The organism is Sorangium sp. So ce394 (assembly GCF_051474665.1).
GTDB classification, from domain to species: Bacteria; Myxococcota_A; Polyangia; order Polyangiales; family Polyangiaceae; genus Sorangium; species Sorangium cellulosum_D.
In genome coordinates, this window is record NZ_CP150339.1 from 2,223,662 (window position 1) to 2,248,631 (window position 24,970).

Here is a 24,970-nt window from a genome sequence, read left to right on the forward strand (position 1 = left end):
GCGCGGAGCGACCGGGCCGCTGTGACGCGGACGCTCGGGCCGCCGGGAGCGACGCAGATGAGCGACGCACGCCCGCACAGTGACCGTCCGACCCGGCTCGCCGACAGCGCGCGCAGGCGGCTGAGCCGGCATGCGGCCCTGGTCTTCCAGGAGCTCGACCTCCGCCGCGACTCCGAGCACACCACGTCGCCCGACGCGCTGCGGGCCCTGCTGGAAGCGCGCGGGCTGCCCGCCCACGAGGCCGCGCTCGAGCTCGAAAGCCTCGCCGGGGGCACGCCGCTCCCGCCCGACAAGCGCCTGGGCGTGTTCGCCTCGCTGAAGGCGCTCGAAGGCGGGCGGCCGCTCGGGCCGGAGAAGCTGCCGCGCGCGGGAGGCAAGGTGCTGCTGCCGCTCGTGGCGAAGGGGTACCCCTCACTCTGGATCAGCGAGGGCGGCACGGTGTACCTGGTCGACACCGAGGCCGCGGGCGTGGCGCCGGCGTTCGACGGGCCGGCGCAGTACCTCGAGGCGCTCGCCATCGAGCTGGAGACGGAGCCCTGGCCGCCCGAGCCGGAGCGCCTGCAGTGGCACCACATCAGCGTTGCCGGCCTGGTCGGCGCCGCGGTCGCCGAGGTCTTCTACGCGCCGCCGTTCGCCCCGGCCTCGGGCGCGCACGCGGCCACATGGCTGCGCGAGCACCTCCACATCGTGGAGCAGAACACCCCGGGCTTCTTCGTCGGCACCCGGGTCACGACCACCGACGCCGACGAGGCCGTCGCCGCCCTGGAGGCGGCGCTCTCCACGAACCTGGAGGTGCGCTGGTCGGGGCCCCAGCGGCGGCCGCGCGCGGGGCAGCGGCCTGTCCTGTCGTTCACGTTCGCGATGGGGCCCAATGCGCCCGACCGGGATGTCGCGGTGTGGGGCGCGCCCGGCGACTACCGCATCGCCTCGCGGAGCGTCGGCGAGCCGTGGCCGTTCCGGTGAGAGCGTCATCCCTCCTCCGCAGGCAGCCTGCGGGCTGAGGCGCTCGCTCCACGCTCGCTCCAGCGCCCCGCGCGCGGGCGCACCGGCGCGCCGTTCATTGATGCGCCGCCGGTATCAATCAGCGCGCACCGCGTATTGGCGCGCGTGCGCCGACCGGTTCATACGACGCCACCGTCGTTCGAGGCTCAAGGCACCGCACCGCCCGCCCGGCGAGCACCCCGCGGCGAGCACGCCTGCGCGGCGCTGCCCGCGCGGCGCCCCTCCGCCCACGCCGAGGCTCGAGCACGTCCCGCGAACCAGCGGCCCGCGAGAGCGGCCCCATGCCAGCAAAGGATGCATCCATGAAAGCTGCCGTATTGAAGGCGTTTGGCTCCCCCCTCGCCATCGAGACCTTGCCGGACCCGATCCTGGGCACGGGGGAGGTCATCGTCGATGTCGTGGCCGCCCCGGTGGTCTCGTACGCGAACGAGGCCTTCAGCGGCGCGCGGAACTACCTGCTGGATCTGCCGCTGGCGCCGGGAATCGGCGCGGTCGGCCGGGTGCGCGCCGTCGGACCGGACGCGACGCGCCTCGCCCCCGGCGACTGGGTTTTCTGCGACCCGACCGTGCGTTCGCGCGACGACGCCGTGTCTCCCGACATCCTGCTGCAAGGATGGACCGCGGCGGGCGAAGGTGGCCTGCGGCTGCAAGCGCACTTCCGCCATGGATCGTTCGCCGAGCAGATCAGGATCCCGACCGAGAACGCCCTCCGCATCGGCGCGATCGACGCGGCGGACGCCGCGCGATGGTGCGCGCTGAACGTGCTGCTCGTGCCGTATGGCGGGCTCCTCGCGGCGAACCTGCAGGCGGGGGAGACCGTCCTGATCAGCGGCGCCACCGGGAGCTTCGGCAGCGCCGGCGTCGCGGTCGCCCTGGCGATGGGGGCGGGCTGCGTCATCGCGCCCGGCCGGAACGAAGCGGCGCTGGCGACGCTGGCCCGCCGCTTCGGTCCGCGCGTCCGCACCGTGAAGCTCCTCGGCAGCGAGGAGGACGACCGGAGCCGCATGCTGAGGGCGGCGCCGGGCCCGATCGACCGCGTGCTCGACCTGCTGCCGCCCTCGGCGCCCGCGGCCGCGGTGCGCGCCGCCGCGCTGACGGTGCGGCCGCACGGGACCATCGTGCTGATGGGAGGCGTCGCGGCCGGGCTGGAGCTGCCTTATCGGCACCTCATGCGCAACTGCATCACGCTGCGCGGCCAGTGGATGTTCCCACGCGAGGCCGCCGGCCGCCTGGTCGGGCTCATCCGGTCCGGTGTCCTGACGCTCGACCCGTTCGACTTCACGGAGTTCAGCCTGGATCGCGCGAACGAGGCGGTCGCGCACGCCGCCGCCAACGCCGGTCCCTTCAGGATGACCGTGCTCCGCCCGTGACCTGATGCCGTCTCACGCGAGCTCCGCGGCATCGCCGCCGAGGCTCGACGCGACCTCCACGGCGAGCCGCACGAAGCGCGCGACCTCCTTCGAACGACAGGTGTCCGGCCACGCCACGTACAGCGTGCTCGCCGAGATGCCGGCCATCCTCACGTACTTCACGTCGCGGCGCGCGTAGAGCGAGGCGCTGGAGGCGGGGACGAACGCGATGCCCTGGCCCAGCGCCACGGCCTCGAGGAGCTGGCTCGCGTCGTGGACGACCGGGCCGCGAGGCGCGTCGTCGGCCCTGTCGGCCGCGGCGCGGTAGGCGGCGAGCTCCGCGCTGGCCGCGGGCCACACCGGCACGGGATCCCGCGCCAGATCCTCGCGGTGGAGCACGCGCCTGCCCGCGAGCGGGTGAGCCGCGGCGAGCGCGACGCAGCGAGGCTCCGTGAACAAGGGCTCGGCGTCGATGCCTGGCGCGGTGATGGGGCCTCGCAAGAACGCGACATCGGCGCGGCCGTCCGCGAGCATGGCGGCCTGCTCTCCCCAGCCGCTGACGAGCACCTCGAGGCGCACCTGCGACCCTGAGCGCTCGTGATGATCGACGAGCCGGCGCAGCAGGCGCCCGCCGTTCCCTGGCTTGAGCGCGACGGTCAGGTGGGCGCGAGGCTGCCCCGCGCGCGCCGTGCGGCGCGCCGCGGCCGCCATAGCGTCGAGGACGTGGCGCGCTTGATCGAGCAGGACGACGCCCGCCGGGGTGAGCGACACCTGGCGCGTCGTCCGGTTCAGGAGCCGCGTCCGCAGCTTGCCCTCGAGCTGCGCGATCGCCCGCGAGAGCGGAGGCTGGGCCATGCCCAGGCGCTCGGCGGCGCGACGGAAGCTCCGCTCCTCGGCCACGGCGATGAAGCGCCGAAGCTCGGCGGGATCGAGATCGAGCTCCACGGACACATGGACATCGTACCCCGGCCGCCTCCGCGCGCAACGGCGGTGGGGGCGGTTGACCTGGAGAACCTTACGCGATCCGCATCGCTCCTGGAAAATGGACGCTGTATCAGCAGCTTATCCATGCATCGACGATGAGGCTGCGCCAAACATCGAAGATGCTGGTCCAATCAGAGCGCCGACGCCGGAAGCCGGAATGATAGAGGCCAGGACGCTCGTCAGCCCGACCCTTTTTCTGTCCTCTTCTCGTCGGCCGCCTTGAAAAGAGCGATCTGGTCGGCCTGGGCCTTCTTGAATGCGGGGCGACCGGTGACACGGGTCACATAGGCCTCGGTCGCCGGCCGATCCCCGAACGAGCGGACGTCCGGGATCCGTAGCACATCCGCCATCAGCAGGTCTGCGACGGTGAAGCGGTCGGCCGCGAGCCACTCTCGCTCGCTCAGTACCTTTTCGAGCTGGTCGAGGCGCTTGCCCATCCATCCGGTAAGTTTGTTCTGCGCATCGCCGCACATCTTCAGGAACCACCACGGTACGCTGACCATCTCAATCGAGTTGAGCGCGGCGATCGTCCATTGAAGCGTCTCCGCTTCTCCCGCCGGATCGCGCGGCATCAGCTTGTCGCTCTTCCGGGCCAGATGCAGCAGCCCCGCGCCGCTCTCGAAGATCTCCAGCTCTCCGTCGCTCAGGAACGGAACCTGGCCAAATGGCTGGCGCTCGAGATGGTTGGTCTCGCGATCATCGAACGGGATCGTTTGGACTTCGTAGAGGAGACCGGCCTCCTCACACGCCCACCTCAGCCTTAGATCGCGCACAAAACCACGAGGCATTCCAGGCACCCAGTCGTAGGTCCAGATGGTCAGTTTGCTCATTGCAGCAAGCCTTTCCTGTGTTCGTCGGCTGGGAACAATTCTCAGCGGGGCGTGGCCAATATTACACAGCCAGTGAGCTCGTTGGGTCTGTCGGTTTTTGTAGGCGGGTCGGTGGATCGCACCTTTTGTGCCTCATGTCAAATGCCGGTTCAGCCTACGGCCTGAGGACGCTCCATGTCGTCGGACAGCAGCGGCAAGGCCCCGGCAGCGAGTCCACGCGAGCGGCGAGCTCGACGTTCGGTCCAAGCTTGCTCGCCGCTCCGGTGCCACCGGCAGCCCGAGCAGCCGACCGATTGCCTCGCGAACGACCCGCGCCGCCACCTCGTCCCCGAGGGCGACGGCGCGGCTCAGCTACTTTTCCAGGAGGGGAGGTGGAGCGCGTGAGGTGTTCTAGCACCACTGTGTCACAGCCGGAGGGACTGGAGCCTGGGGACCTCGGCGTGTCGACGGTGGCAGCTGGGGCACCGGGGCAGCCAGCGGGTCAGCACGCGGGCGATGGCGAGACGACAGGTGGCGAAGGAGTCGCTAAAATGACGCTCAGGCCGCGAGCGGGAACGGCTCGGGGAAACGCGTCCGTTCGGCCGAGGGGGGAAAATGCCGCGCGCGTTCGGCGACAACGAACGCGTAGCAGCTGAGGGCGACGGTCACATGGTGGTGCCAGCCGGGAAAGCGCCGGCCTTCGAAGTGATCCAGGCCGAGCTCGCCCTTCAACTCCTCGTAGACCTTCTCGGTACGGTAGCGCTCCTTGTAGATGCGCACGATCTCCTTCCGGGACATACGGGCCGGCAGCGTCGTGAGGGCGAACTTCGTCGGCTGACGCTCGCCGTCGAGCCACTCGATCAGGAGCCAGACCGGCTCGTGGTGCGCGATCGGAATGCCATCCCGGTTCGCAACGCGCACGCGCCGCAGCGCGAAGCGCGACGACAACGTGCGCCCGGTCCCTTCGCGCCAGGCAATCCGCCGAAAGGCGCGGCGGCCGAGGCGTCGCCCCAGTTCGCCCACACTCACCGGGGTGCACCGCTCGGGGTCGCTTCCGCTGAGCAACAGGACTTTGGTAGGGGCTTCGATCCCGACGGCGTAGTCGAGCCCCAGCAGGCGCACGGTCTCCCGGAAGTCATGGGCGTTGCCGTAGAAGGGATCGGCGAGCACGATGTCGCCGGGTATCCCCTCGCGCACGGCGCGCTCGATCATGCCGAGCGCCAAGTCGATCCTGCTCTTGTACTGCACGGAGGCAGGAATGCGGGCTTCGCGCCGTCGCGCCGGATCGTCGGCCCAGCTCCGAGGCAGGTACAGCTCGAAGTCGATGGGCACGTGGTGGTAGCGCGTCGCCACGCTGAGGCTGATGCCGATCTGGCAGTTGGTGATCTTGCCGGCGGAGCCGGTGTACTGCCGTTGAACCCCCACCGAGTGCTCGCCCTTCTTCAAGAAGCCGGTATCGTCGATGATCCACGCCGAGATCGGAGCGTGCTCGGCCATCGCCGCGATGGCGTAGCGGGCCGCGTACCGGCGCACGGCGTGGTCGTCCCAGTGCGCGTTCGAGATGAAATGCTGCAGGCTCTGGTGCGCCGCCTGCACGCGCGCCGGGTCGGGGCAGGCTCGCGCAGCGAGCGGCTCGATGCTCTTGCGTTCCGCCTCGCCGAGCAGCCCCATCGCATAGATCGCGAACGACTCGCGCCGCAGCGGATGGGCAAGGATGTCCCCGATGCCCGAGAAGTAGGCGTCCAGCCGCTGCTGGGCAGCGGCGTCCATCGTGTACTCCACGGCACAGCAGGCTGCGTCGCGCCCACGGCGCGGCAAGCTCCGGTCCGCAGAAAGGCTCCAGCCTTCCGGGAGATTCCTGGGGGTAGCATCGGCTCATCCCGCCCGGTCGCGACACAGTGGTGCTAGGTCAACCCGCGCGTGCAGCGTGGTTGTACGGTGAGACGGCCGCTACGAGGCGCTCCTCCCGCGCGGCGCACGGTCAGGGCTGCGCCGCCTCGACCGACAGCACGTCGAGCTGGATGAACTGACCGATGAATGGCTCGGGTGCCGGGGGGATGCCGTCCACGACGAGGTGCTTGAAGTTGGCGATCTCGACGGCGTTTTGACCGTCGCCGACGAACGTCACGGTGGCTCCGCCCCGAATCGGGATGGTCTTCGTGTGGTCGATGATGAACGTGTCGTGACCCACGGTGGGGTTATCGTTGAGATAGTAGACCTCGGGCGGATCGGAGACAGCGAAGCTGTAGATGTTGTACGTCGGGTTGCTGGGCGAACCGCCGACGCGGAAGTGCATGCCGTCGGATGTGCCGCCCTGGTACGTCATCGGCTCGACGACGCCGCGCAGCCGGACAGTCATCTGGTAGGTCGTGTCGGGCGAGCCGCCGAACGTCCTGGTCTCGTCGACCCGCGCGGACGTCGAGCACTCGTCACGGTTGCCTGGGTCCTGGTCGCACGGCAGCTCCCAGCGAAAGCCGTCGATGCTGGCGGCCGCGGCGCGCGGGTCCTCGCCGCCGCTGCCGCCGGCCCCGCCGCTGCCGCCGGCCCCGCCGCTGCCGCCGGCTCCGCCGCTGCCGCCGGCCCCGCCGCTGCCGCCGGCCCCGCCGGAGCCCGCGCTGCTGGAGGCGCTCGTGCTGGCGCCCGTCGCGGCTCCCCCGCCCGAGCCCCCAGCGCCCGTCGCGCTGGAAGTCGCCGGGTCGTTCGCGGGCGGGTCGGCCTCGGAGCCGCAGGCAAGGAGGACCATCGTCACAGGGATCACGAGCAGAGAGATTCTCATTTCACACCAGTCCGGCGAGTGCGCCGCGTCTCGTTCGAATGGCTAGGTCAGGTTGGTGAGCGGCCCGGTGCAGTCCCGCGGGTCGCCGAACGTGGTCCGGGTGTCGCCGAACAGGTTCAAGATCGAGACGAGCAGGTTGTTGTGCGGGAGGTTCGGGTACCGGAGCCAGCGCCCGGTGCGCAGGCCGCCGCCGCCGCCGGCCAGCAGGAACGGCATGTCGTTCTTCTTGTGCGACGGCGGATCCGAGAGCTCCGAGCCGAAGAAGACGACGCTCTCGTCGAGCAGCGAGTGCCCGCCCATGTCGATCTTCTCCATCTCCTGCAGGAGATAGAGGTGCTGCTTCGAGTACCACGTGCAGATGGCCTCGCACTCGTTCGGCCTGAAGCCGCCGTCGTGCTGGTAGAAATGGTGGTGCTCGGTCAGGTTGAGCCAGGGGAAGGTGTGCTTCGCCTCGGTGTCGCTCCACTGCAGGGTGCCGACCCCGGTGATGTCGCAGGCGAACGCCATCACCATCATGTCCGTCAACAGCTTGCCGACCTTGGGGATCGCCGCGTCGGTCGAGGTGTCCTTGACCTTGCCGTCGTTGTCCGCGTTGAGCCCCGTGCGCGGGTTGTAGTCGGACGTGTCGACCCTCGTCGGCACCTTGCACGCGCTCGTCTCGACCGGGATGTTGCTGAGGCTCTGCTCGATCTCGCGGATCTTCGTGAGGTGCTGGTCGATCTTCTGCTTGTCGGCGGCGCCGAGCTGCCCGGACAGGGTGGCGTAGCGCCGGTCGAGGAAGTCGAGGATCGATCGCTTCCGCGCGAGGCGACGGGCAGCGTCGTTGCTGTCGTTCGGGTTCAGCGTGCCGAAGAGCTCGGTGAAGATCTCCACCGGATCGAGGCGCGGCGGGATCGGCTTGTGCGGCGCGTCGTTCTCGAAATTCGCGGCGTTCATCGGCGACAGCAGGCCATGAGACTTGCCCGTGGCCCAGCGCAACGCGATCTGGATGCTGGCCTTCGCCTTCTGACCGGCGGAGATCCGGGCGGCGATCACCTGATCGATGGACGGCCCCTGCCCGTAGCCGCCGTTGTTGGAGCCCTCCTGCGACGTGCCCGTGAGCCAGGCGATGATCCCGGCCTGGTGCTGCTCGCCGCGCGCGCTCTTCATGTCGAGGCCGTCGACGACGATCAGCCGGTTCTGCACCGGCGCGAGCGGCGCCAGGATGGGGCTCAGGGTGAAGCTCGTCTCCGAGCCGGTCGGCCTCCAGCGGTTCAGCACGGTCCCGCCGGGCGTGTAAACGGCCAGGAAACGCTTGGCGGGGGCGGGGGCCGCGTGCGCCGGGCGCTCGGTGCCCATGATCTCCAGCCAGGGGAGCGAGACCGCGATGGCGCCGGCGCCCCGCAGCATGGCACGTCGGCTCAAACGAAATTTCGACATGACCTTCACTCCTGTCCAGAAGCCAAATAGTGGAAAGCGTCCGTCTGCGTGAGATCGATCAGGAGCTGTTTCACGTTGTACCCGGACGCCTTGAAGGCGGTCGTGACAGCCTCTTCGGTGCACTTGTCCTCTTTGCGCAGGGTGAGGCCGTAGGCGAACTCGCTCCAGCGCTTGGCGAAGCAGTCCTGCACCTCTTCCGACGCGGCGAGCTTCTGCACCAGCTCGATCGGCCCGCTCACGTCCCCCAGCGTCCCCGGGACCGTGCCGCTCGGGTCGATCACGACGTCGTTCTCGGTGGTGCGGTACAGCCCGACCGCGTCGTAGTTCTCGAACGCGAAGCCGACCGGATCCATGAACTGGTGGCACCCCGCGCACGCCTTGTCCTGGCTGTGCTGGCTGAAGCGCTCCCGCGCCGTCTTGCCGGAGTACGGATCCGGCGGCTTCACCTGCTCCAGGATGTCGCCGGTGGGGAGCGGGATGATGATGCACATGAGCTTCTGCAGCACGAACGAGCCGCGGGTCACGGGGTTCGTGTTGTTCGAGTGCGTCGTCCCGGCCATCATGCCCGCCTGGGTGAGGATCCCGAGGCGCTGGGTCGTGTCGAGCTCCACCTTCTGGAACTCGTCGCCCGTCACGCCGGAGACGCCGTAGAACGCCGCGAGCTGCTCGTTCATGAACGAGTACGGGGCCGTCAAGATGGACGGCCATGTCCCGCCCCCCTCGAAGACCTCGTGCTCGATGAGCCGCTGTGTCTCCTCGCGCATCAGCGAGCCGATGGTGCGCGAGAAGGTCGGGAACGCCTCCGCGTTCCGCTCGAGATCCGCGAGGCTGCTGATGGGGAGCAGGTTGTCGAAGAAGAACCGGATGGTGGGCCGGGACCGAGGGTCTTCGAGCATGCGCTCGGCGTGCTTGCGCACGCCTTCCTTCGTCGAGAGCTCACCCGCCTGCGCGGCCGTGCGCAGCTGCTCGTCGGGCGTCGTGCCCCAGAGCATGTACGAGAGCCGCGTCGCCATCTCGTCGCCCGTGGGCCGGCGGAGCTCCGGGCGCTCCGGGTCGGGCATGCCGCGCTCGATGCGGTAGAGGAAGTCCGGCGATTGCAGCAGCGCCTCGATCACCGTCGCGACGCCGGTGGCGAACGTCGCGTCGGTCCTGCCGACTCGGTACAGCGCGAGTAGCTCGTTCGCCTCGCCGTCGGCGAGGGGCCTGCGGTACGCGACCGGGGCGAACCGCTCGATGATCGTGCTCGCGCACGCCTCCTCGTCCGCCGCCGCCACGTTGCGCGCGCAAGGGGCGAGCTTCGCGAGCGCCTCCGGGGTGGCGGTCGCGCGCTGGGCGACGCCCTCCGCGACGGTGCTCAGCTGCTCGGCCAGCAGGCTCGAGACCGACAGCGTGTCCGCGTCGTTGCCGAAGCCGTTCCCGACGTCCTCGCTGGGCAGCGAAAAGGCGGGGTTGGTCGTGTCGCCCAGGAGATCGCGGACGGTGTTGTTGTACTCGACGCGCGTGAGCCGCCGCAGCGGCGCTCGCCCGGGGTACACCACGCCGTCCTTGCACGCGAGCGGGGCCCCGGTGGTGGGATCCTTGACGTCGTCAGGATCGGTGCCGGGCTCGTCGCCGGAACCAGCACCACCCACGTTTCCGATGCAGCCGCTCGCCAGGAGCAGCGCGGCCAGGATCGCCGACCGAGAGCCTCGGAAAGGGCGCGCCTGCTCGTGATGTGAGGACCTGGACATCGTTGTCGCTCCTCGCCCGCTCCGGGCATGCTGAAGTTCTCTCATCGAACAACAGGCTTTCTTCACAAGAGGATCAGAGGATCATCGCGCAGGCCCCACCAGCGGGGCTTACGGCGAAGCAGGGACGACCGGGATCGCTCTGGCGGATCCGCGTTCCATCGATGGAAATGAGGAATCGAATCTCGGGACGTGCCGCCAGCCGGCGGGCGCACCCTCGCCGACCTGCCGCCGCCGGGCTCGGGCGTCCCGCCCGTGGCGGCGGACCGACCGGGAGGACGAAGCGATCAGGAAGCGTAAGTGAAGCGCCCGCCATGCAGTAGCGGAACGCCCTCGGACCGGCTCACCACGTGAGCGAATATCGCCAAGGTGAAGTTTTCCTGTCGAAGCGTGCGCCTGCGCGTCGCGCCCGTGGGCGAGCTCACCGTAATCCGCCGGCTCATCCACCTGCCCGCGCGCGGTGAGCCGTTTCGGCGTCGCCGCGCTACTGCCTGACATGCGCTTCGCCACCCCGGCCGGGGAGCCGACCGTACCCCGTGGGGTCTTGCCGGCGTGGGGTGGTTTCGCCGCGGCTGGCAGCCATGCAATCCTCACCGGGGAACACCGCTGCGATGGCCTCTGGCCGTGTGCGACGAGCTCCTTGCAACGGAGACATGGGCTCGATACCGTGGCTCCCCCGCGCGGCCGCCGTGCGGGGATCATGAGCCCCCGGAGCGATGCCGTCGTGCGCAGAGCCAGCGTTGCCATCGCTCCTCCGGAAGCCGAGCGCGGCGGCCTCGACGACGGCGCGCTGGTGCGCGCGCTCGTGGCGGGGGAGCCGTGGGCGGCGGCGGCGGTGTGGAACCGGCACGCGCCGAAGGTGTTCCGGATCGTGGCGCGGGTGCTCGGGCCGGGCGCCGACGCCGAGGACCTCACCCAGGACGTGTTCGCGAGCGTCTTCTCCAAGGTGCCCGAGCTGAGGGATCCGGACGCGCTCGGGAGCTTCATCGTGTCGGTCACCCTCCGGTTGCTCAAGTGGGAGCTCCGGCGACGGCGCGTGCGGCGGATCCTCCACCTCTCGGAGGGCGCGGAGCTCCCGGAGCAGGCGGTGGAGCCGGTGGACAGCGAGGCGCGCGAGGCGCTCGGGCGCCTCTACGCGATCCTCGACACGCTGAACGCGGACGACCGGACCGTGTTCGTGCTCCGGCACATGGAGGGCATGAGCCTGCCGGAGATCGCGGAGGCGGCCGGCGTGTCGCTGGCCACGGTGAAGCGACGGCTCAGCCGGGCCACGGAGCTCGTGTCGTCGCGCGTGGAGCACGACGCGTCCCTCGCCGGCTACTGCAAGAAAGGGACGGCGCGAGATGAACCGTGACGAGGGGAGAGAGCCGGAGCTGAGCGCGAACGCGGCGCTCCTCGTCGGGCTCGCGCGCCGGTCGCTCGGCGAGATGTCCCACCAGCAGCGGACGCGAGGGCTGCTCCGCGTCGCGGAGCGGACGGCGTCGCGCCGGACGCTCCGGCGCTCGCCCTTCCCGGCGGTCGCGCTCTCGATCGCCGTGGCGGCCGCGGGCTTCGTCGCCTTCGAGCGGTGGCAGCGCGGGGCGCCCGCCGAGCTCCTGTCCTACGAGGTGGAGGGGGGCGCCGCCTCGCAGGACGGCTCGCTCCAGGCCGACGCGGCGAGCCGGCCGAAGCTCCGGTTCTCCGACGGCACCGAGGTGGAGCTCGCCGAGGGCGCGCGCGCGCATGTCGCGTCGGTGACCGGGCAGGGCGCCCGGGTCGCGCTCGACCGGGGCGAGGTCCGCGCGCACGTGGTCCACCGCTCGGAGGCGCAGTGGCTGTTCGACGCGGGGCCGTTCGTGGTGACCGTGACCGGGACGGCCTTCGCGCTCGCCTGGGCGCCGGAGGACGAGCGCCTCGATCTGCGGCTCGAGAACGGCGCCGTCACCGTCAGCGGGCCGCCGTCCGGCGAGCCGATCGCCATGCGCGCCGGGCAGTGGCTCACCGTGCGGCTGCGCACCGGCGAGGTGCTCCTGCGCGACCTCGGCGCGCAGAAGGGCGCGGAGGCGGCGCCGGGCTCCGCCCCGCCGCCCTCGGCCGGCGCCGAGCTCCCCGGCGCGCCGCCGGAGGCCGAGCCGCCCTCGGCCGGCGCCGCGCTCCCCGGCGCGCCGCCGGAGGCCGAGCCGCCCGCGGCCCCGCGCGCGGAGGCGGCGGCCGCGCCGAAGCGCGACTGGGCCGGGCAGCTCGCGGCCGGGCAGCTCGACGCCATCGTCGGCGAGGCGCAGCGCCGCGGGCTCGACCAGACCCTCGCGGAGTCCAGCAGCGCGGAGCTCTCGGCGCTCGCGGACGCGGCGCGCTACACGCGGCGGGGCGACGTCGCGCGGCGGGCGCTGCTCGCGCAGCGCCGGCGCTTCCCCGCGACCCAGCGCGCCCGGGAGGCGGCCTTCCTGCTCGGCCGCCTCGCCGAGACCCAGGAGGGCGGCGCCGCGGCGCTCCCGTGGTTCGAGACGTACCTCAAGGAAGCGCCGCAAGGGGCCTATGCCTCCGAGGCGCTCGGGCGCAAGATGGAGATCGTGCGACGGCTCCACGGGGATGCGCAAGCCGAGATCGTCGCCCGGGAGTACCTGCGCCGGTTCCCCGGCGGAACCTACGCCCAGGCAGCGCGGACCCTCGCTCGGACGCCGTGAGGTTCGCGCGGGCGAAGGCGCTCTCCGGGGCCCTCGCGCTCCTCCTCTGCGCCGCGAGCCCCGCGGCGTCGGCGGAGCCTGCGCGCGTGGTCCTCGTGCGGCCCAGCGCCGCCGACCCGTCGATCTCCGAGGCGCTGATCCGCATCCACGGGGAGCTCGTCGCCGATGGCTTCGACGTGGAGCTCCTCGGCTCGCAGTCGGCCTCCGCCCCGCGGCCGGCGATGGACGACGCCGAGCAGCTGGCCGGCTCCGCGGCCCTGATCGGGCTGTTCCTGGCGCCGGACGGTCAGGCCGCCGAGCTCTGGGTGGTCGACCCGCGGACGGACAAGACGCTCGTGCGCCGGATCGACACGCGCGGCGAGGCGCCGGAGCACATCGCCGAGGTGCTCGCGGTGCGCGCCGTCGAGCTGCTCCGCGCGAGCCTGCTCGAGCTCCGGATGTCCTCGCGGCGCTCCGCGGCGCCCGCCGCCGCGCCGCCCCCGAGCGAGGCGAGCCGGCAGGCGCCTCGACGGGCAGAGCCGCCGCTCGACCCGCCGCGCCGGACGATGTGGGGCGTCGAGCTGGGGGGCGGGCTGCTCGCGAGCCCGGGCGGCATCGGCCCGGCGCTGCTCGGGGTGGCGCGCCTGCGCGTCGCGCCGCTCGCGCCGATCGAGGCGCGCCTCTCGCTCGCCGGGCTCGGAACGGCGCCGCGCGTCGCCGGGCCGCAGGGCAGCGCGACCGTGCAGCAGCGGTTCGGGCTCGTCGAGCTCGCGGCGCTCCCCTGGCCCGAGCTCCGCTTGCGCCCGAGGTTCTCGGCCGGCCTCGGGGCGCTCCACGTGGCCGTGGACGGCGAGGCGTCGTGGCCGTACCGGGGGGTGCACAGCGCGCGATGGGCGTTCGCCGCGGACGCCGGCGCCGGCGTCGAGCTCGGGATCGTGCCGCGGCTCGACGTCGTCGTCGAGGCGCACGCGCTGGTCGCGCACCCGTACCCGGTGGTCCGCTTCGTCGAGACCGAGGCGGCGCGCGTCGCGCGCCCGGCGCTGCTCGGCAGCCTCAGCCTCGTGGGGTGGCTGTGATCCGGAGGACGAGCGGCGCCGCCCCGCGCGCCTGGCGGTCGACGTTCATCGGCGGTCGATGTCGCTGAGCCGGCCGCTCGCCCGCGGAGAGGCGCCGGGCGTCACGGGCCCGCGCCGCCGGTGCCGGTGCCACCTTCGAGCGGGGTCAGCTTGAACTGCTGGCTGGCGCCGCCGTTGGAGGCCCTCTGGACGAGGGCGGTGCCGTTGGCGGGCGGGGAGCCGTAAGCGTCGATGACCTTGCCGCTGAGGCGCGACGTGATGCGGACGGCGCCGCCGCCGGCCTCGGTGACGGACCATTGCTGGTTGGGGTTCTCGTGGCAGGTGTACTGGACGATGGCGGCGCCGTCGGCGGTCGACGCGCTGCGGACGTCGAGGCACTTGTCGCTTTGGACGTTGCGGATGCGGTAATACCCGCCGTCCATCGCCTCGAAGCGGAACTGCTGGTTCATGCCGCCGTTGCAATCCCAGAGCTGCAGGACGACATCGTCGGCCGTGAGGACGGCGGCGTCGACGTCCACGCAGAGCCCGCTCTGGACGCCGATCAGGGTGTAGGTGGTGCCCGTCGAGATGTCCGCCTCGACCTCCGCCGGGACGGCGTGCTCGAAGAGCTCGGCAACCTCCGCCGGGGCGAGCGCTCGGCTGTAAATCGCGATGTCGTCGACGTCCCCGACGAGGAGCCGGCCCTCCTGCGGCCATCGGCCGACGTAGAGGCTGGTGGGGCCGGGCGAGATCGTCTCCTCGATGGGCACGGTGCTGTGGAGCCGCCCGTCGACGTAGAGGCTCATGGTGAGCGCCTCGCCGTCGACGACCCCGACGGCGTGCGTCCACCGCTGGAGCTCCAGGCAGGAACATACGATGGCTTGGTCGTCGGTGATCTCGGGCCCCTTCCAGAACCCGAAGCGCATGCCTGGCGCCTCGCCGTCGTAGTCGATGCTGAGCTCCCATCCGCCGGTGTCCTCCGCGCTGATCACGGCCCTCAGCGTGTCGCCGGCGGGGGGCTGGTCGGTCAGCACGCGGACCCACGCCGAGACGGTCCAGCTCGAGGTGGCGTTCGGGAAATCGCCCACCGTCATGAACTCGCCCTCGTCGAAGTGCAGCGCGTGCCCGAACCGGCCGTCCTTCACCCACGTGCCGCCGGTGAGCTCGCCGTGGCGCCGGTTGCCGGACCGGTCGGCCACGACCGTCCCTTCGCCCTCGTCGAACGGCCAGTACGCCACGAGGTCCTGCGTCAACGTCGTCGTCGTCGCCGGCGCCACGGCGTCGAGCGGCGCCTTCTCGCAGGCCGCGAGCCCGAGCGACGCGACCGCGGCCACCCAGCGGCGCGCCGCGCGGATATGAGGCGCCGCCGCGGAGCCCGGCGTCGCGGCCGGACCCCGGCGCGGGTACCGCGTGTTCGAGCGCGTCATCATCAGATCGTCACGCATAGCAGGCGACAGGACAGAGCGTAAAGCCCGCCTGTCGGGCTCGACAGGGGGAGCGCGGAGGCGCCGCGTGGCGCCGTCGGCAACGGGGACGGCATACGCTCGGTAGGCGTGCGCCGCAGCGCCCCTGAGGCCCTCCGGAAACGCGGGGACATCGGCGATCGAGCCCGACTGGACTTCTTGTGCTCCGTCCGGTAAGGCTGCGTAAGGGACGTTGGGGGTGTAGCCGGATGCTCGAGATGAAGAGGAACACCCAGACGCGACCGAACTTCTGCTCCGTTCTCGTCATCGCCGCCACCCTCGCTGCGGGGGCGGGATGCTCCGCTCCCGACCGGCATTTCACGGACAGCGGCGCGGGTGGCGGAACCGGCGGCGGTCCGATGGATGCGCAGGGCGGCGGAGGCGACGGCGCGTCCGGCGGAGGCGACGGCGCGTCGGGCGGAGGCGGCGGGGGCGACGGCGGAGGCGGCGAGGGCGCGTCCGGCGGTGGGGGCGGTGGGGATCCTGGATGCCAGATCCCGCCAGACAGCCCCACGCTCGCCGACGCCATCATGGTGGCCGCGGGCGACAGCCATACGTGCGCGATCCGGCATGACGGCTCTCTCTACTGCTGGGGGGACAACTCGTTCGGCCAGCTGGGTGTCCCGCAGGCGATGGCCGTCTCCTCGAGCACGCCGGTGAGGGTGCTCTTCCCCGCGTCGCTCGGCGCGGCGACGATCACGCAGATCGCGTTGACCGAGCGGACGACCTTCGCGATCGACAGCCAGCTCCGACTCTGGGCCTGGGGAAACAACGAGACCGGGCTCCTCGCCAACGGCTCCAAGGACGCGATGGCCCATGACACCCCGGCGATCGTCGAGGAGGGTGCGGCCCCGTTGCTCGTGCGCAAGATCGCGCCAGCGTGGTACTCGGCGTGCGCGCTCACCTCGACCAGCAACATTTACTGCTGGGGGGCCAACCTGTTCTCGAGCCTCGGGCCGGACGCGCGCGGCGAGGAGAGCCTCGTCCCGGTGAAGGCGTTCAACTTCACCGCGACGGCCGGTCCGAAGGCCGTCCTCGCGCGGGGCATCGGCTCGATAGGCAGCTGCCTCTCGACGGGGGTCGCGGAGGACGGGCTTCGTTGCTGGGGCGCCATGGGCGGCGGTTATATCCTCACGAACACCCCCTCCAGCTCCGAGGGCGGCGTGAACTACAGCGCGCACATGCCGCTCATGGAGGCGGGAGCGACGCTGCCCCTCTCCGAGATCTCCTACGGCACGAACTTCGGCTGCGCGCGCGACGACGTGGGAGGCCTGTTCTGCTGGGGGGCGAACAACAGCTCGGGTCAGCATGGCGCCGAGGCTCCCCCGCCCGGGACGGCGGCTGCGATCCCGGGGGTCTGGGGGCCGATGTCCACCGGCTACGTCTTCGTTTGCGCGGTCGACGACCAAAGGCAGCTCCGCTGCCGTGGCAGCAACGACCAAGGGCAGCTCGGTCGCAGCACGCCGATGATGGGCGACAATGCGCGACTGGAGCCCGTCGTGCTCGGCGACGGCACCGCGCTCGCCAAGGTCGTCGCGGTGAGCGCCGGCTTCTTCCACGCGTGCGCGATCGTCGAGGGGGCGTGCGGCCCCACGGGCCCCGGCCAGGTCCTGTGCTGGGGCAAGGGCACCCTGGGTCAGCTCGGCGACGGCGCCGGGACGAGCTCCGCGGTCCCCGTCGAGGTGAAGGCGCCCTGAGGCGAGGATCCGTGGTGAGCGGGCGTCGACCTGGGCTCAGGTGAGCACGGGAGTCAGGTCCGGGTCGCCTTTGGCCATCGCCCGCCGGTAGGCGGGCCGCGCGCCGATGCGCTGGAGATAGGCGCGTATGCTGGGGTAGGGCGCGAGATCCACCGGATGGAACAGCCGCATCGTGGTGAGCGAGAAGACGCTCATGACGTCGGCTGCGGTGAGCTCGCTCCCCGCGAGATAGTCGGTCTGCCCCAGTCGCGCTTCGATCAGCGCGAGCACTTGGTCGAGCCTCCCCTGCACCGACGCCTGAACCGGATGATCCGGCGCCAGCCCGCACCGTCCCACGATCATCGAGCGGAGCATCGCCGGCTGCAGGTTGCCGTTGGAGAAATGGAACCAGTAGAGATAGGCAGCGAAATCGGGGTGGTCCGGCCCATGGCGCAGACGGCCGCGACCGTACCGGACGAGGATGAATTCGACGATCGCGGCCGACTCGGCCAGCAGCATCCCGTCGACCTCGATGAGCGGGGCCGCGCCGAGCGGATGCAGCGCCTTCAGCTCCGGCGGCGACAGGCGCGTGACGGGATCGCGCGTGTATTTCTCGAGATCGTAGGGAACGCCGAGCTCTTCACAAAGCCAGAGGATGCGCTCCGATTGGGAGTGACCGAGGTGATGGATCTTCAGCATGGATCCCTCCTTGCGTGCTGCACCCCGGCGCCGTCGCGGTCGCGACGACGGCGCAGCAGGTGATCGCATGAACCACGTTCATGCCCCAGAACAGTAGCGCCCCCGGGTCGCCTCGGAACCGCAACCGCGCGCTCGGACGCCGCAATCCGCCGCGCGACGCCCCTGGGCGAAGGGGCGCTAGCGGCGGCGGCGCAGCTCCGAGGGCAGCACGCCAAATCGATCCCGAAAGCGCTCCGCGAACCGAGATGGCGAGTCGTAGCCGGATTGCTCGGCGACGACGGCGAGCGGTCGCTCGGTCGTCCACAGGAGCATGAGGGCGTGATCCATCCGGATCTCGAGCAGCAGCTGCTGGAACCCCGTGCCCTCGCGGCGCAAGTGACGCTGCAGCGTGTCGTCGCTCATCCCCAGTTGCCGGGCGACCTCCGGCAATCGCCACGGGTGGGCAGGGCGCTCGCCGAGCATTCGCTTCAGCCGGACACGAAGGTCGGACGCCGCGACGAAGGGGTCGATGCCTGCCTCGCCGAGCCACGCGACGAGCTCGAGGAGGCGCGAGCGCTGGACGGCCGCGGGGAGGCCTCGCTCGAACGCCTCCAGGCAACGGCTGAGCGCCGCGTCGAGCTCCTCGTGCTCGGCCACGCGGAGCTTGCAGACCTGCTGGCGCTCGCGCGCCTCCGCGCCAGGCGGCAGGTAGCGCGCGAGCTCGAACGACAGAATGACGCCCTCCGCCTCGTAGGCCCCCTGCGCCGGCACATTGCGCACGTCGACCCGGGTGCCCGCGGGCAAATAGAGCAGCTCGCCCGGCCGCGCCGCGAGGGACTCGTCCGCGCGGCGGAGCTGCTTCTGGCCCTGCAGGACGCGCACGAGCGCCGGAGAGCCCCACTCGACGTCCGCGAAGAGCAGATCGGTCTCCGTCTGCCTCACCCGCAGCGGCAACCCGTGGGCGACCCTCGCCTCGGCCACGCGCGGCCGTGCGAGCCGTCCTTTGGCGTTCGCGTCCGTCGATCGCGCCCGTGACCGCGTCATCGGCGCTGGACGGTAGCACATGCCTCCCGTCGCGCGCCTCGACCGCGTCGTGAGCGCGTGTCGCTCCCCGGCATCGCGCCGGGCAGGGGGCGTGCTCGCTGGCCCGCCGGGGCCCGGCGCTCACTCCCCCGGCTGGATGGCGACGGAGTATCCGCCGTCGGCCATCACGATGGAGCCGACCATGAAGCTCGCCTTGTCGGACGCCAGGAACGCGACCACCTCGGCGATCTCCTCGGGCGCGGCCGCGCGACGGATGGGGGCGCCTTTGCCGTGATCGCGCAAGAACTCGCGGCCGTCGGGCCGGATGTCGTTGAGCAGGTTCGTGACCACGTCGCCCGACCCGACGGCGTTGACGCGGACGCCATGGTCGATGGCCTCCAGGGCCAGGACCCGCGTCAGCTGCGCCAGCGCGCCCTTCGACGCCGCATAGGCGGCGATCTGCGGGAACCCGAAGAAGCAGGCGTAGGAGCCGATGTTGACGATCGCCCCGCGCCGGTTCGGGATCATCGCCCGCAGCGCCTCGCGCGAATGCAGGAACACCCCGGTGACGTTCACGTTCATGATCGAGTTCCAGTCGTCCAGCGACATGTCGATCACGAGCTTGTTGATGATGCCGGCGGGTGAGGCGCCCGGCGTGCGCCGCGCGTGCCGGCGACCGCCCTCCGGCCGCGGGCAGGGCGGGCACCATGTCGCACCAGGCGCCGCCCGGAGGGATTTGCTATCCTCGCGGCATGCCTGCGTCCGCGCCAAAGGCTGTCCGCCCCTGCGGGGCCCAGCAGTGCTGGACCACCGTCCTTCAATCGACCGGATAGCCCCGCCACATCCAGCGCAGCGTGTCGGGGAGCGTCTGCCTGATCACGCTCCCTTCGCAGTGGCCGGCGCCCTTCGCGTAGACGAAGCGGTAATGATACCCTTTCTCCTTGAGGATCGCCGCCACGCGCTGGTTCGCCATCACCCAGTTGTGGTGGCTGGCCTCATCCCTGGTGCTGCCGAGGTCGTTCTCGCCGACCTGCAGGAAGATGCGCAGCGGCTTGCGCGGGCTCTCCCGGATGAGCCCCTCCGTGTACTCCCAGGCGCCGTCGGGATACTCGGCCTCGGTGGGCGCGCGGGGGTTCTGCTGGTCGACGAACGTGCCGGAGTAGGTGACGATCTTGCGGTAGGTGTCGTGCCCGAACCAGCCCATGGTCAGCGCCGCCGCCCCGCCCGAGCTGCATCCATACGTGGCGCGGCCATCCGGGTTGCTCGTGAACTTCAGGTTGGGGTACGCGGCGCGGACGGCTCGATCGTTCTTGACCGCCTCGAGGAGCTCCGTATCGACGAACCTCTGATAGGCGTCCGACATGGTATCGTATTCGAGCCCCCGCTCGCTGCCGTACGAGTCGCCCCCTCCGCTCGCGGCGAAGATGGCGATGACGCTCGGGAAATGGTCGTCCGGGTCCGCGACGAGGTTGTTGATCGTGTTGATGATCTCGTTCCTGTCGCGCGCGTCCTGCACGACCATGAACGGCGCCTCCGCGCCGTCGACGTACGTCGCGGGGATCGCGACCTCCACGCGGCGGTTGAAATCCCCCTTGGCATTGTCGTTCAAGGTCGGGTCGTGGCCGGTGAAGATCTCGCTCTCCCGGGAGGACAGGGTAAACGTGAACGTCCGCCCCTGGGGAACGCCGTCGATCCTCTTGATCTCCGGGGCGTCCTGGTAGCGCGGCCCGATCTCGAAATCGCCGTCGCCTTCGGTGCCGACCGGATCGACCGTCCCGCCCTGTCCTCCCCCGCCGTTCGGGTTCGGGTCGTCCGTGCCGCCCGCGCCCGAGGTGCTGCCGCTGGTGCTCGAAGAGCTGCTGCTGCTGGTGCTGGTGCTCGAAGAGCTGCTGCTGCTGCTGCTCGAAGAGCTGCTGCTTCCTTTTCCTCCGCTGCCGCCCGAGCCGCCGCCGCCGGCGGCGCCGTCGTCGGACCCGCAGGCAGCGATTGAAAGCGCGACGAGGAGCGAGATACTGCATGAGCTCGAGCGGGGCATGAATTCTCCTTGGGCCGGTCGGCGGACGTGACGCCGATCGCGACGTTCGCGTGAGCGCGCAGGCGCCGCCGGGCAGCGCGGGCGACCATCGACGAGCTACTCGGTGGTGAACCGGAAGACGACCGTCTGCGCGTAGCGCTGGCCGGGCTTGAGGATGACCTCGTTCTTCCAGGCCGGGACGTTGATCGAGTTCGGGAACTTCTGCGGCTCGAGGCAGAAGCCGCTGTACTGGTCGTAGACCGCGCCGCCCTTGCCCTTGATCGACCCGTCGAGGTAGTTGCCGGTATAGAACTGGATCCCCGGCTGGTCGGCCTCGACCGTCAGCACCCGACCGGTCTTCGGATCCTTGACCCGCGCCGCCTGGCGGAGCTTGTGCGGGTCGCCGTTGACGACGAAGTTGTGGTCGTATCCGACCGGCTTGCCGCCCACGGCTTTCAGGTCCCTGCCGATCGGCTTCGCGGCGGTGAAATCGAGCGGCGTCCCCTTCACCGGCTTGATCTGGCCCGAGGGGATGTCGGTGGCGTCCGGCGGGGTGTAGCTGTCGGCGTGCAGCGTCAGCTCCTGGTCGGCGACGGAGCCCGAGGCGTGCCCTCCCAGGTTCCAGTAGCTGTGGTGGGCCATGTTGACGATCGTGGTCTTGTCGGTCGTGGCCGACATCTCGACCGTGAGCTCGTTCTCGTTGGTGAGCGTGTAGGTCGCGGTTGCGCTGACCGTGCCGGGGTATCCTTCTTCCCCCTCCTTCGATACGTACGTGAGCTTGATGGACGGGCCGCGCGGCGTCTCGGTCGCTTCCGCGTCCCAGACGACCTTGTCCCAGCCTTTCTTGCCGCCGTGCAGCGTGTGGGCGCCGTTGTTCGCGGAGAGCTTGTAGGTCTTGCCATCGAGCTGGAACTGCGCGTTCTTGATGCGATTGGCCACGCGGCCGACCGTCGCCCCGAAGTACGGGCTGCTCTTCAGGTACCCGTCGAGGTTGTCGTGGCCGAGGACGACGTCGCCCATCTTCCCTGTCCTGTCGGGGACGTGGAGCTCGGTCACCGTCGCGCCGTAGGTCATCACCTTCGCGACCAGGCCGTTCGCGTTCGTGAGCGTGTAGAGGAGCACCTCTTTGCCATCGGCGTTGCCGAAGGGCGCCTTGGAGACGGAAGCGGGCTTTGCGTTCACGGCTTCACCCCCAGATGTCGCGGATGTGGCGGCCGGGGCCGCTGGAGGGGCGCCCGTCGCGTGGGCCGCCGCCGGCGCGGGCGGCGCTGCCGCAGGGGGCGTGTCGGCGGTCTGCGCGCCGCCGCACGCGCCGGCGATGCACGCCGTCATCGTCAATCCGAACCACGATCTCGTCCGACCTATCGCCATTCTGCTCCCTCCGTCAGGATGGGCTCACTTGGATCGGCTCCGCCTCAGCGAGCCCAGCGCGGGCGAGCCCCCGCGAGCTCGCCATGGCTTGCGTCTACGACACCCGAGCGGGGTCAGCGCAGATCTTGAGCCCGGTACCAAGGACCAAGAGTCCGGTGCGCACGACGGCTACCCGGGACAAAGCGGAAGGACGCCCCGAGGCAGAATTGTGAGCGTTCACATAGACCATGTCAACTCAAATGAATCGGCGCGAGGGAGCCTCGATCCCGAAATTGGAATCCACATCGAACAATACCGTGGCCCTGCGCCCGTCGTGTTGACGCGCCGCTCCGGGGGAGTCTCGCCAGCGCCAGCGACGCGACGTCGAGCGTGGCCGCGGATGGACAGATCCTCGTTGACATAAAAAATGTGAGCGTTCACAATACTGGGATTCCTGCTTCGACTTTGCCCTGAGGGGGTCGTGATGCATACCGGCACCTTCGCCATCGGGATCGAGCTCGGCTCCTACCCCGAGAGGGTTGTGTTCGTACCGATGGTGCGTGCGAAGGCTGCCCAGCCCGTGACCGCCCGCGCGGCGGTCGCTCCGTCGACGGCTCCGCCCGCCGACGCGGTCTCCGCCGTCCCCGACGACGCCGCGCCGCTCGACTTCGTCAAGGTGTACCGCAAGCTCTTTCCCCTCGTCGGTCGGACCGTGCGCCGCCTCGGCGTGGACGCCTCGTCGCACGAGGACGTGTGCCAGGAGGTGTTCGTCGTCGTGCACCGACGGCTCCCCGAGTTCCGGGGCCGCTCCTCGCTGAAGACGTGGGTCTTCGGGATCGTGGCCAACGTCGTGCAGGCGCACCGGCGGTCGCTGCGCCGCCAGAGCCCGGCCCACCGCGGGACAGGGGAGATCGTGGATCCCGAGCAGCTCGCAGGGCCGAGCGACCTCAGCCCCGACGAGGCCATGACGAGGGCGGAGACCGCGCGCGTGGCGCACGACCTCCTGGCGTCCCTCGACGAGGAGAAGCGCGTGGTGCTCCTCCTCGCCGATCTGGAAGAGATGCCGGCGGCGGAGATCGCGCAGGAGATCGGGGTGAACATCAACACCGTGTATGCGCGGCTGAGGGCCGCTCGACAGGCGTTCTCCGACGCGGTGCACCGCCACCACGCCAGGCTCCGAGGAGGCCCTCCACGTCCGCCCCACACCCGGGCAGCCCGAGGAGCAACACCATCACCGTAGACTTCTGTGCACAGGGCACGGCCTGATCTTCGCGCGGCCGCGACGTCGATTTGATCACGAAATCCGCGCGCACCGGTCACTAGGGGGAATAGCCGATTCCATACGCGGGAGCCAATGATGACGTTCAGATTGGAGCGAGTGTTCGCGCGTCCCTGGCTCGCCGCCGGGGGATGCCTCCTGAGCATCTCGTGCACTGGCAGCCTCGGGAGCGATGGCGCTCCGGGGCAGGGCGACGGCGATCCGGAGCAGGACGTCGCCCTCGCTGTCGACGGGATGCCTCTGCACCATATGACAGCCTCGGAGTACAATTCGACGGTCGCCCACCTCCTGGGAACGCGCCTGAGGCCGGCGGACGGCTTCCCGGCCTTCGGCGCGAAGGGCTACGACGCGAACGTGAGCGCGCTCTCGAACCTCTCGCAGGTCCTGGTCCAGGGGTATTACGACGCCGCCAGGACCCTCGCCGAGGACGCGTTCTCGAACGAGGCGCAGCGCGCCAAGATCCTCGTGTGCGACCCGGCGCAAGGCGCGGGCGACGGGTGCGCGCGCGAGATCATCGAGCGCTTCGGGCTGCGCGCGTTCCGGCGCCCGCTCGAGGCGGCGGAGGTCGAGCGGTACGCGGCGCAGTACGCCCACGCGCGGACCGCCCTCGAGATGTCCCCCGTCCAGGCGGTGCAGCACGTCGTCCGGACCTTGCTGACGTCGCCGAATTTCCTCCTCCGGATCGAGCTGGGCCCCGACTCGGCGAGATCGGCGGGCGCCCTCAACGGCTACGAGGTCGCGTCGCGCCTCTCGTACCTGCTCTGGAGCTCGCTCCCGGACGATGAGCTCTTCGACGCGGCGGAGGCCGATCGGCTGGCCACCGAGGACGAGCTCCAAGAGCAGGTGGACCGCATGCTGGCCGACCCGAAGAGCGCCGCCTTCTTCCAGAACTTCTTCGGGCAGTGGCTCGGCACGCGCACGCTCCCCAGCCACAACGCCGACGCGACCCGGTTCCCGCTCTGGAACGACGAGGTGAAGGGCGCGATGCTCGACCAGGCCAACGCCTACTTCGCCGAATTCACGACCGGCGGGCGGCCCTGGTCCGAGTTCCTCACGGCGCCCCACCCGGAGAGCCGGCTCGTCGAGCCGCTCACCGCGAACGACCCCGAGGGCGTGCGCCGGGGGTTCCTCACGCTCCCGGCGTTCCTGACGCTGTCGTCCCGCGCCGACAGGACCTCTCCCACGTCCCGCGCGAAGACGATCCTGGAGCAGTTCTTCTGCGTGCCCCTGGTGCCGCCCGCCAACGTGGACATCCCGGAGCTCGGCGACGCGGGCGGGGACGAGGGCCCCGTCGAAAATGTACGCCAGGCGCTCGAGAAGCACCGCGCGTCGCCCGACTGCGCGAGCTGCCACGACGTGCTCGACCCGATCGGGCTGAGCCTGGAGAACTTCGATCCGATCGGCGCCTACCGGACCGCGTACCCGAACGGCGACCCGGTCGACGCGACGGGGGTGTACGAGGGCGTGGCGTTCGAGGACATCGCCGGCCTCGTGCCGGCGCTCGTCGAGGGCGCCCGGTCGGGGGCGTGCCCCTCGGAGCAGCTCTTCAGCTATGCCCTGCGCCGGCGCCCGAGCGGCGACGACAGGACCAGGCTCAAGGAGATCGCGGAGCGCTGGGGCGGGGGGACGGTCGCGGATCTGGTGAAGCAGGTGGTGACCAGCGATGCGTTCCGCCTTCGAGGGAAGGGCAAGGCGCGGTGAGGCCGCGCGCGTTGTTTCTGCAC

Annotated in this window: 19 protein-coding genes and 1 pseudogene; 8 read left to right on the forward strand and 12 right to left on the reverse strand. The window is 70.9% G+C overall.

Annotated elements, in window-relative coordinates; translation table 11 throughout:
* Positions 1-57: 57 nt before the first annotated feature.
* Complete coding sequence (locus tag WMF33_RS08160; RefSeq protein ID WP_437336611.1) at positions 58-963, forward strand: hypothetical protein; 906 nt, start codon at positions 58-60, stop codon at positions 961-963.
* Positions 964-1,304: 341 nt separating this feature from the next.
* The gene (locus tag WMF33_RS08165; protein WP_437336612.1) at positions 1,305-2,372 is read left to right on the forward strand and encodes an alcohol dehydrogenase catalytic domain-containing protein; all 1,068 of its coding nucleotides are present in this window, start codon (positions 1,305-1,307) and stop codon (positions 2,370-2,372) included.
* Positions 2,373-2,384: 12 nt separating this feature from the next.
* Here WMF33_RS08165 and WMF33_RS08170 read toward each other — a convergent pair whose 3' ends face one another.
* From WMF33_RS08170 to WMF33_RS08195, 6 genes are all read right to left on the reverse strand, one after another.
* On the reverse strand, positions 2,385-3,302 hold the full coding sequence (locus tag WMF33_RS08170; RefSeq protein WP_437336613.1) for a LysR family transcriptional regulator: 918 nt from the start codon (positions 3,300-3,302) through the stop codon (positions 2,385-2,387).
* A 212-nt stretch (positions 3,303-3,514) separates the two neighbouring features.
* Positions 3,515-4,165, reverse strand: coding sequence for a glutathione S-transferase family protein (locus tag WMF33_RS08175; RefSeq protein ID WP_437336614.1), 651 nt, complete (start codon positions 4,163-4,165; stop codon positions 3,515-3,517).
* Positions 4,166-4,702: 537 nt separating this feature from the next.
* Positions 4,703-5,914 (reverse strand): IS701 family transposase, encoded by a 1,212-nt coding sequence (locus WMF33_RS08180; RefSeq protein WP_437332797.1) that lies wholly within the window; start codon positions 5,912-5,914, stop codon positions 4,703-4,705.
* 211 nt (positions 5,915-6,125) lie between these two features.
* Positions 6,126-6,920, reverse strand: coding sequence for a hypothetical protein (locus tag WMF33_RS08185; protein ID WP_437336615.1), 795 nt, complete (start codon positions 6,918-6,920; stop codon positions 6,126-6,128).
* A 42-nt stretch (positions 6,921-6,962) separates the two neighbouring features.
* Positions 6,963-8,309: a DUF1552 domain-containing protein gene (locus tag WMF33_RS08190; RefSeq protein ID WP_437339455.1), complete on the reverse strand. Its 1,347-nt coding sequence runs from the start codon at positions 8,307-8,309 to the stop codon at positions 6,963-6,965.
* A gap of 35 nt (positions 8,310-8,344) precedes the next feature.
* The gene (locus tag WMF33_RS08195; RefSeq protein ID WP_437336616.1) at positions 8,345-10,069 is read right to left on the reverse strand and encodes a DUF1592 domain-containing protein; all 1,725 of its coding nucleotides are present in this window, start codon (positions 10,067-10,069) and stop codon (positions 8,345-8,347) included.
* 721 nt (positions 10,070-10,790) lie between these two features.
* Here WMF33_RS08195 and WMF33_RS08200 point away from each other — a divergent pair.
* From WMF33_RS08200 to WMF33_RS08210, 3 genes are read left to right on the forward strand one after another with little or no spacing between them, the layout of a single operon-like run.
* Positions 10,791-11,420: an RNA polymerase sigma factor gene (locus WMF33_RS08200; protein ID WP_437336617.1), complete on the forward strand. Its 630-nt coding sequence runs from the start codon at positions 10,791-10,793 to the stop codon at positions 11,418-11,420.
* Positions 11,410-12,729: a FecR domain-containing protein gene (locus WMF33_RS08205; protein WP_437336618.1), complete on the forward strand. Its 1,320-nt coding sequence runs from the start codon at positions 11,410-11,412 to the stop codon at positions 12,727-12,729. The genes WMF33_RS08200 and WMF33_RS08205 overlap by 11 nt, the downstream gene beginning before the upstream one ends.
* Positions 12,726-13,784 (forward strand): hypothetical protein, encoded by a 1,059-nt coding sequence (locus WMF33_RS08210; RefSeq protein ID WP_437336619.1) that lies wholly within the window; start codon positions 12,726-12,728, stop codon positions 13,782-13,784. Before WMF33_RS08205 ends, WMF33_RS08210 begins: the two co-directional genes overlap by 4 nt.
* 101 nt (positions 13,785-13,885) lie before the next feature.
* On the opposite strand, the gene WMF33_RS08215 is transcribed toward WMF33_RS08210, so the two are convergent.
* Positions 13,886-15,190 carry an RICIN domain-containing protein gene (locus WMF33_RS08215; RefSeq protein ID WP_437336620.1) on the reverse strand — a complete coding sequence of 435 codons (1,305 nt, stop codon included), beginning with the start codon at positions 15,188-15,190 and terminating at the stop codon, positions 13,886-13,888.
* Between the two features lie 254 nt (positions 15,191-15,444).
* Here WMF33_RS08215 and WMF33_RS08220 point away from each other — a divergent pair, with 254 nt between their 5' ends.
* On the forward strand, positions 15,445-16,923 hold the full coding sequence (locus tag WMF33_RS08220) for an RCC1 domain-containing protein (protein ID WP_437336621.1): 1,479 nt from the start codon (positions 15,445-15,447) through the stop codon (positions 16,921-16,923).
* Between the two features lie 36 nt (positions 16,924-16,959).
* Here WMF33_RS08220 and WMF33_RS08225 read toward each other — a convergent pair whose 3' ends face one another.
* From WMF33_RS08225 to WMF33_RS08245, 5 genes and pseudogenes are all read right to left on the reverse strand, one after another.
* Positions 16,960-17,601 carry a glutathione S-transferase family protein gene (locus WMF33_RS08225; protein WP_437336622.1) on the reverse strand — a complete coding sequence of 214 codons (642 nt, stop codon included), beginning with the start codon at positions 17,599-17,601 and terminating at the stop codon, positions 16,960-16,962.
* Between the two features lie 177 nt (positions 17,602-17,778).
* A complete protein-coding gene (locus WMF33_RS08230) occupies positions 17,779-18,624 on the reverse strand; it encodes a helix-turn-helix domain-containing protein (protein WP_437336623.1) in 846 nt (281 codons plus the stop codon).
* 120 nt (positions 18,625-18,744) lie between these two features.
* Positions 18,745-19,236, reverse strand: a pseudogene (locus WMF33_RS08235) (SDR family oxidoreductase); the annotation flags it as partial.
* Positions 19,237-19,420: 184 nt separating this feature from the next.
* Positions 19,421-20,638: an alpha/beta hydrolase gene (locus WMF33_RS08240; RefSeq protein WP_437336624.1), complete on the reverse strand. Its 1,218-nt coding sequence runs from the start codon at positions 20,636-20,638 to the stop codon at positions 19,421-19,423.
* Between the two features lie 96 nt (positions 20,639-20,734).
* Complete coding sequence (locus WMF33_RS08245) at positions 20,735-21,799, reverse strand: aldose epimerase family protein (RefSeq protein ID WP_437336625.1); 1,065 nt, start codon at positions 21,797-21,799, stop codon at positions 20,735-20,737.
* A gap of 652 nt (positions 21,800-22,451) precedes the next feature.
* Between WMF33_RS08245 and WMF33_RS08250 the strand changes: the two genes are divergently transcribed.
* Together WMF33_RS08250 and WMF33_RS08255 are read left to right on the forward strand one after the other, a co-directional pair.
* Complete coding sequence (locus WMF33_RS08250) at positions 22,452-23,207, forward strand: RNA polymerase sigma factor (RefSeq protein WP_437336626.1); 756 nt, start codon at positions 22,452-22,454, stop codon at positions 23,205-23,207.
* 117 nt (positions 23,208-23,324) lie between these two features.
* Positions 23,325-24,947: a DUF1592 domain-containing protein gene (locus WMF33_RS08255; RefSeq protein ID WP_437336627.1), complete on the forward strand. Its 1,623-nt coding sequence runs from the start codon at positions 23,325-23,327 to the stop codon at positions 24,945-24,947.
* Positions 24,948-24,970: the final 23 nt, after the last annotated feature.

What these genes read in the sequence shown, in the direction of transcription:
- WMF33_RS08160 (WP_437336611.1), top strand. Translation starts at nt 58, where the DNA reads ATGAGCGACGCACGCCCGCACAGTGACCGTCCGACCCGGCTCGCCGAC.
- WMF33_RS08165 (WP_437336612.1), top strand. Translation starts at nt 1,305, where the DNA reads ATGAAAGCTGCCGTATTGAAGGCGTTTGGCTCCCCCCTCGCCATCGAG.
- WMF33_RS08175 (WP_437336614.1), bottom strand. Translation starts at nt 4,165, where the DNA reads ATGAGCAAACTGACCATCTGGACCTACGACTGGGTGCCTGGAATGCCT.
- WMF33_RS08180 (WP_437332797.1), bottom strand. Translation starts at nt 5,914, where the DNA reads ATGGACGCCGCTGCCCAGCAGCGGCTGGACGCCTACTTCTCGGGCATC.
- WMF33_RS08185 (WP_437336615.1), bottom strand. Translation starts at nt 6,920, where the DNA reads ATGAGAATCTCTCTGCTCGTGATCCCTGTGACGATGGTCCTCCTTGCC.
- WMF33_RS08190 (WP_437339455.1), bottom strand. Translation starts at nt 8,309, where the DNA reads ATGCTGCGGGGCGCCGGCGCCATCGCGGTCTCGCTCCCCTGGCTGGAG.
- WMF33_RS08195 (WP_437336616.1), bottom strand. Translation starts at nt 10,069, where the DNA reads ATGTCCAGGTCCTCACATCACGAGCAGGCGCGCCCTTTCCGAGGCTCT.
- WMF33_RS08205 (WP_437336618.1), top strand. Translation starts at nt 11,410, where the DNA reads ATGAACCGTGACGAGGGGAGAGAGCCGGAGCTGAGCGCGAACGCGGCG.
- WMF33_RS08215 (WP_437336620.1), bottom strand. Translation starts at nt 15,190, where the DNA reads ATGACGCGCTCGAACACGCGGTACCCGCGCCGGGGTCCGGCCGCGACG.
- WMF33_RS08220 (WP_437336621.1), top strand. Translation starts at nt 15,445, where the DNA reads ATGAAGAGGAACACCCAGACGCGACCGAACTTCTGCTCCGTTCTCGTC.
- WMF33_RS08225 (WP_437336622.1), bottom strand. Translation starts at nt 17,601, where the DNA reads ATGCTGAAGATCCATCACCTCGGTCACTCCCAATCGGAGCGCATCCTC.
- WMF33_RS08230 (WP_437336623.1), bottom strand. Translation starts at nt 18,624, where the DNA reads ATGACGCGGTCACGGGCGCGATCGACGGACGCGAACGCCAAAGGACGG.
- WMF33_RS08240 (WP_437336624.1), bottom strand. Translation starts at nt 20,638, where the DNA reads ATGCCCCGCTCGAGCTCATGCAGTATCTCGCTCCTCGTCGCGCTTTCA.
- WMF33_RS08250 (WP_437336626.1), top strand. Translation starts at nt 22,452, where the DNA reads ATGCATACCGGCACCTTCGCCATCGGGATCGAGCTCGGCTCCTACCCC.
- WMF33_RS08255 (WP_437336627.1), top strand. Translation starts at nt 23,325, where the DNA reads ATGACGTTCAGATTGGAGCGAGTGTTCGCGCGTCCCTGGCTCGCCGCC.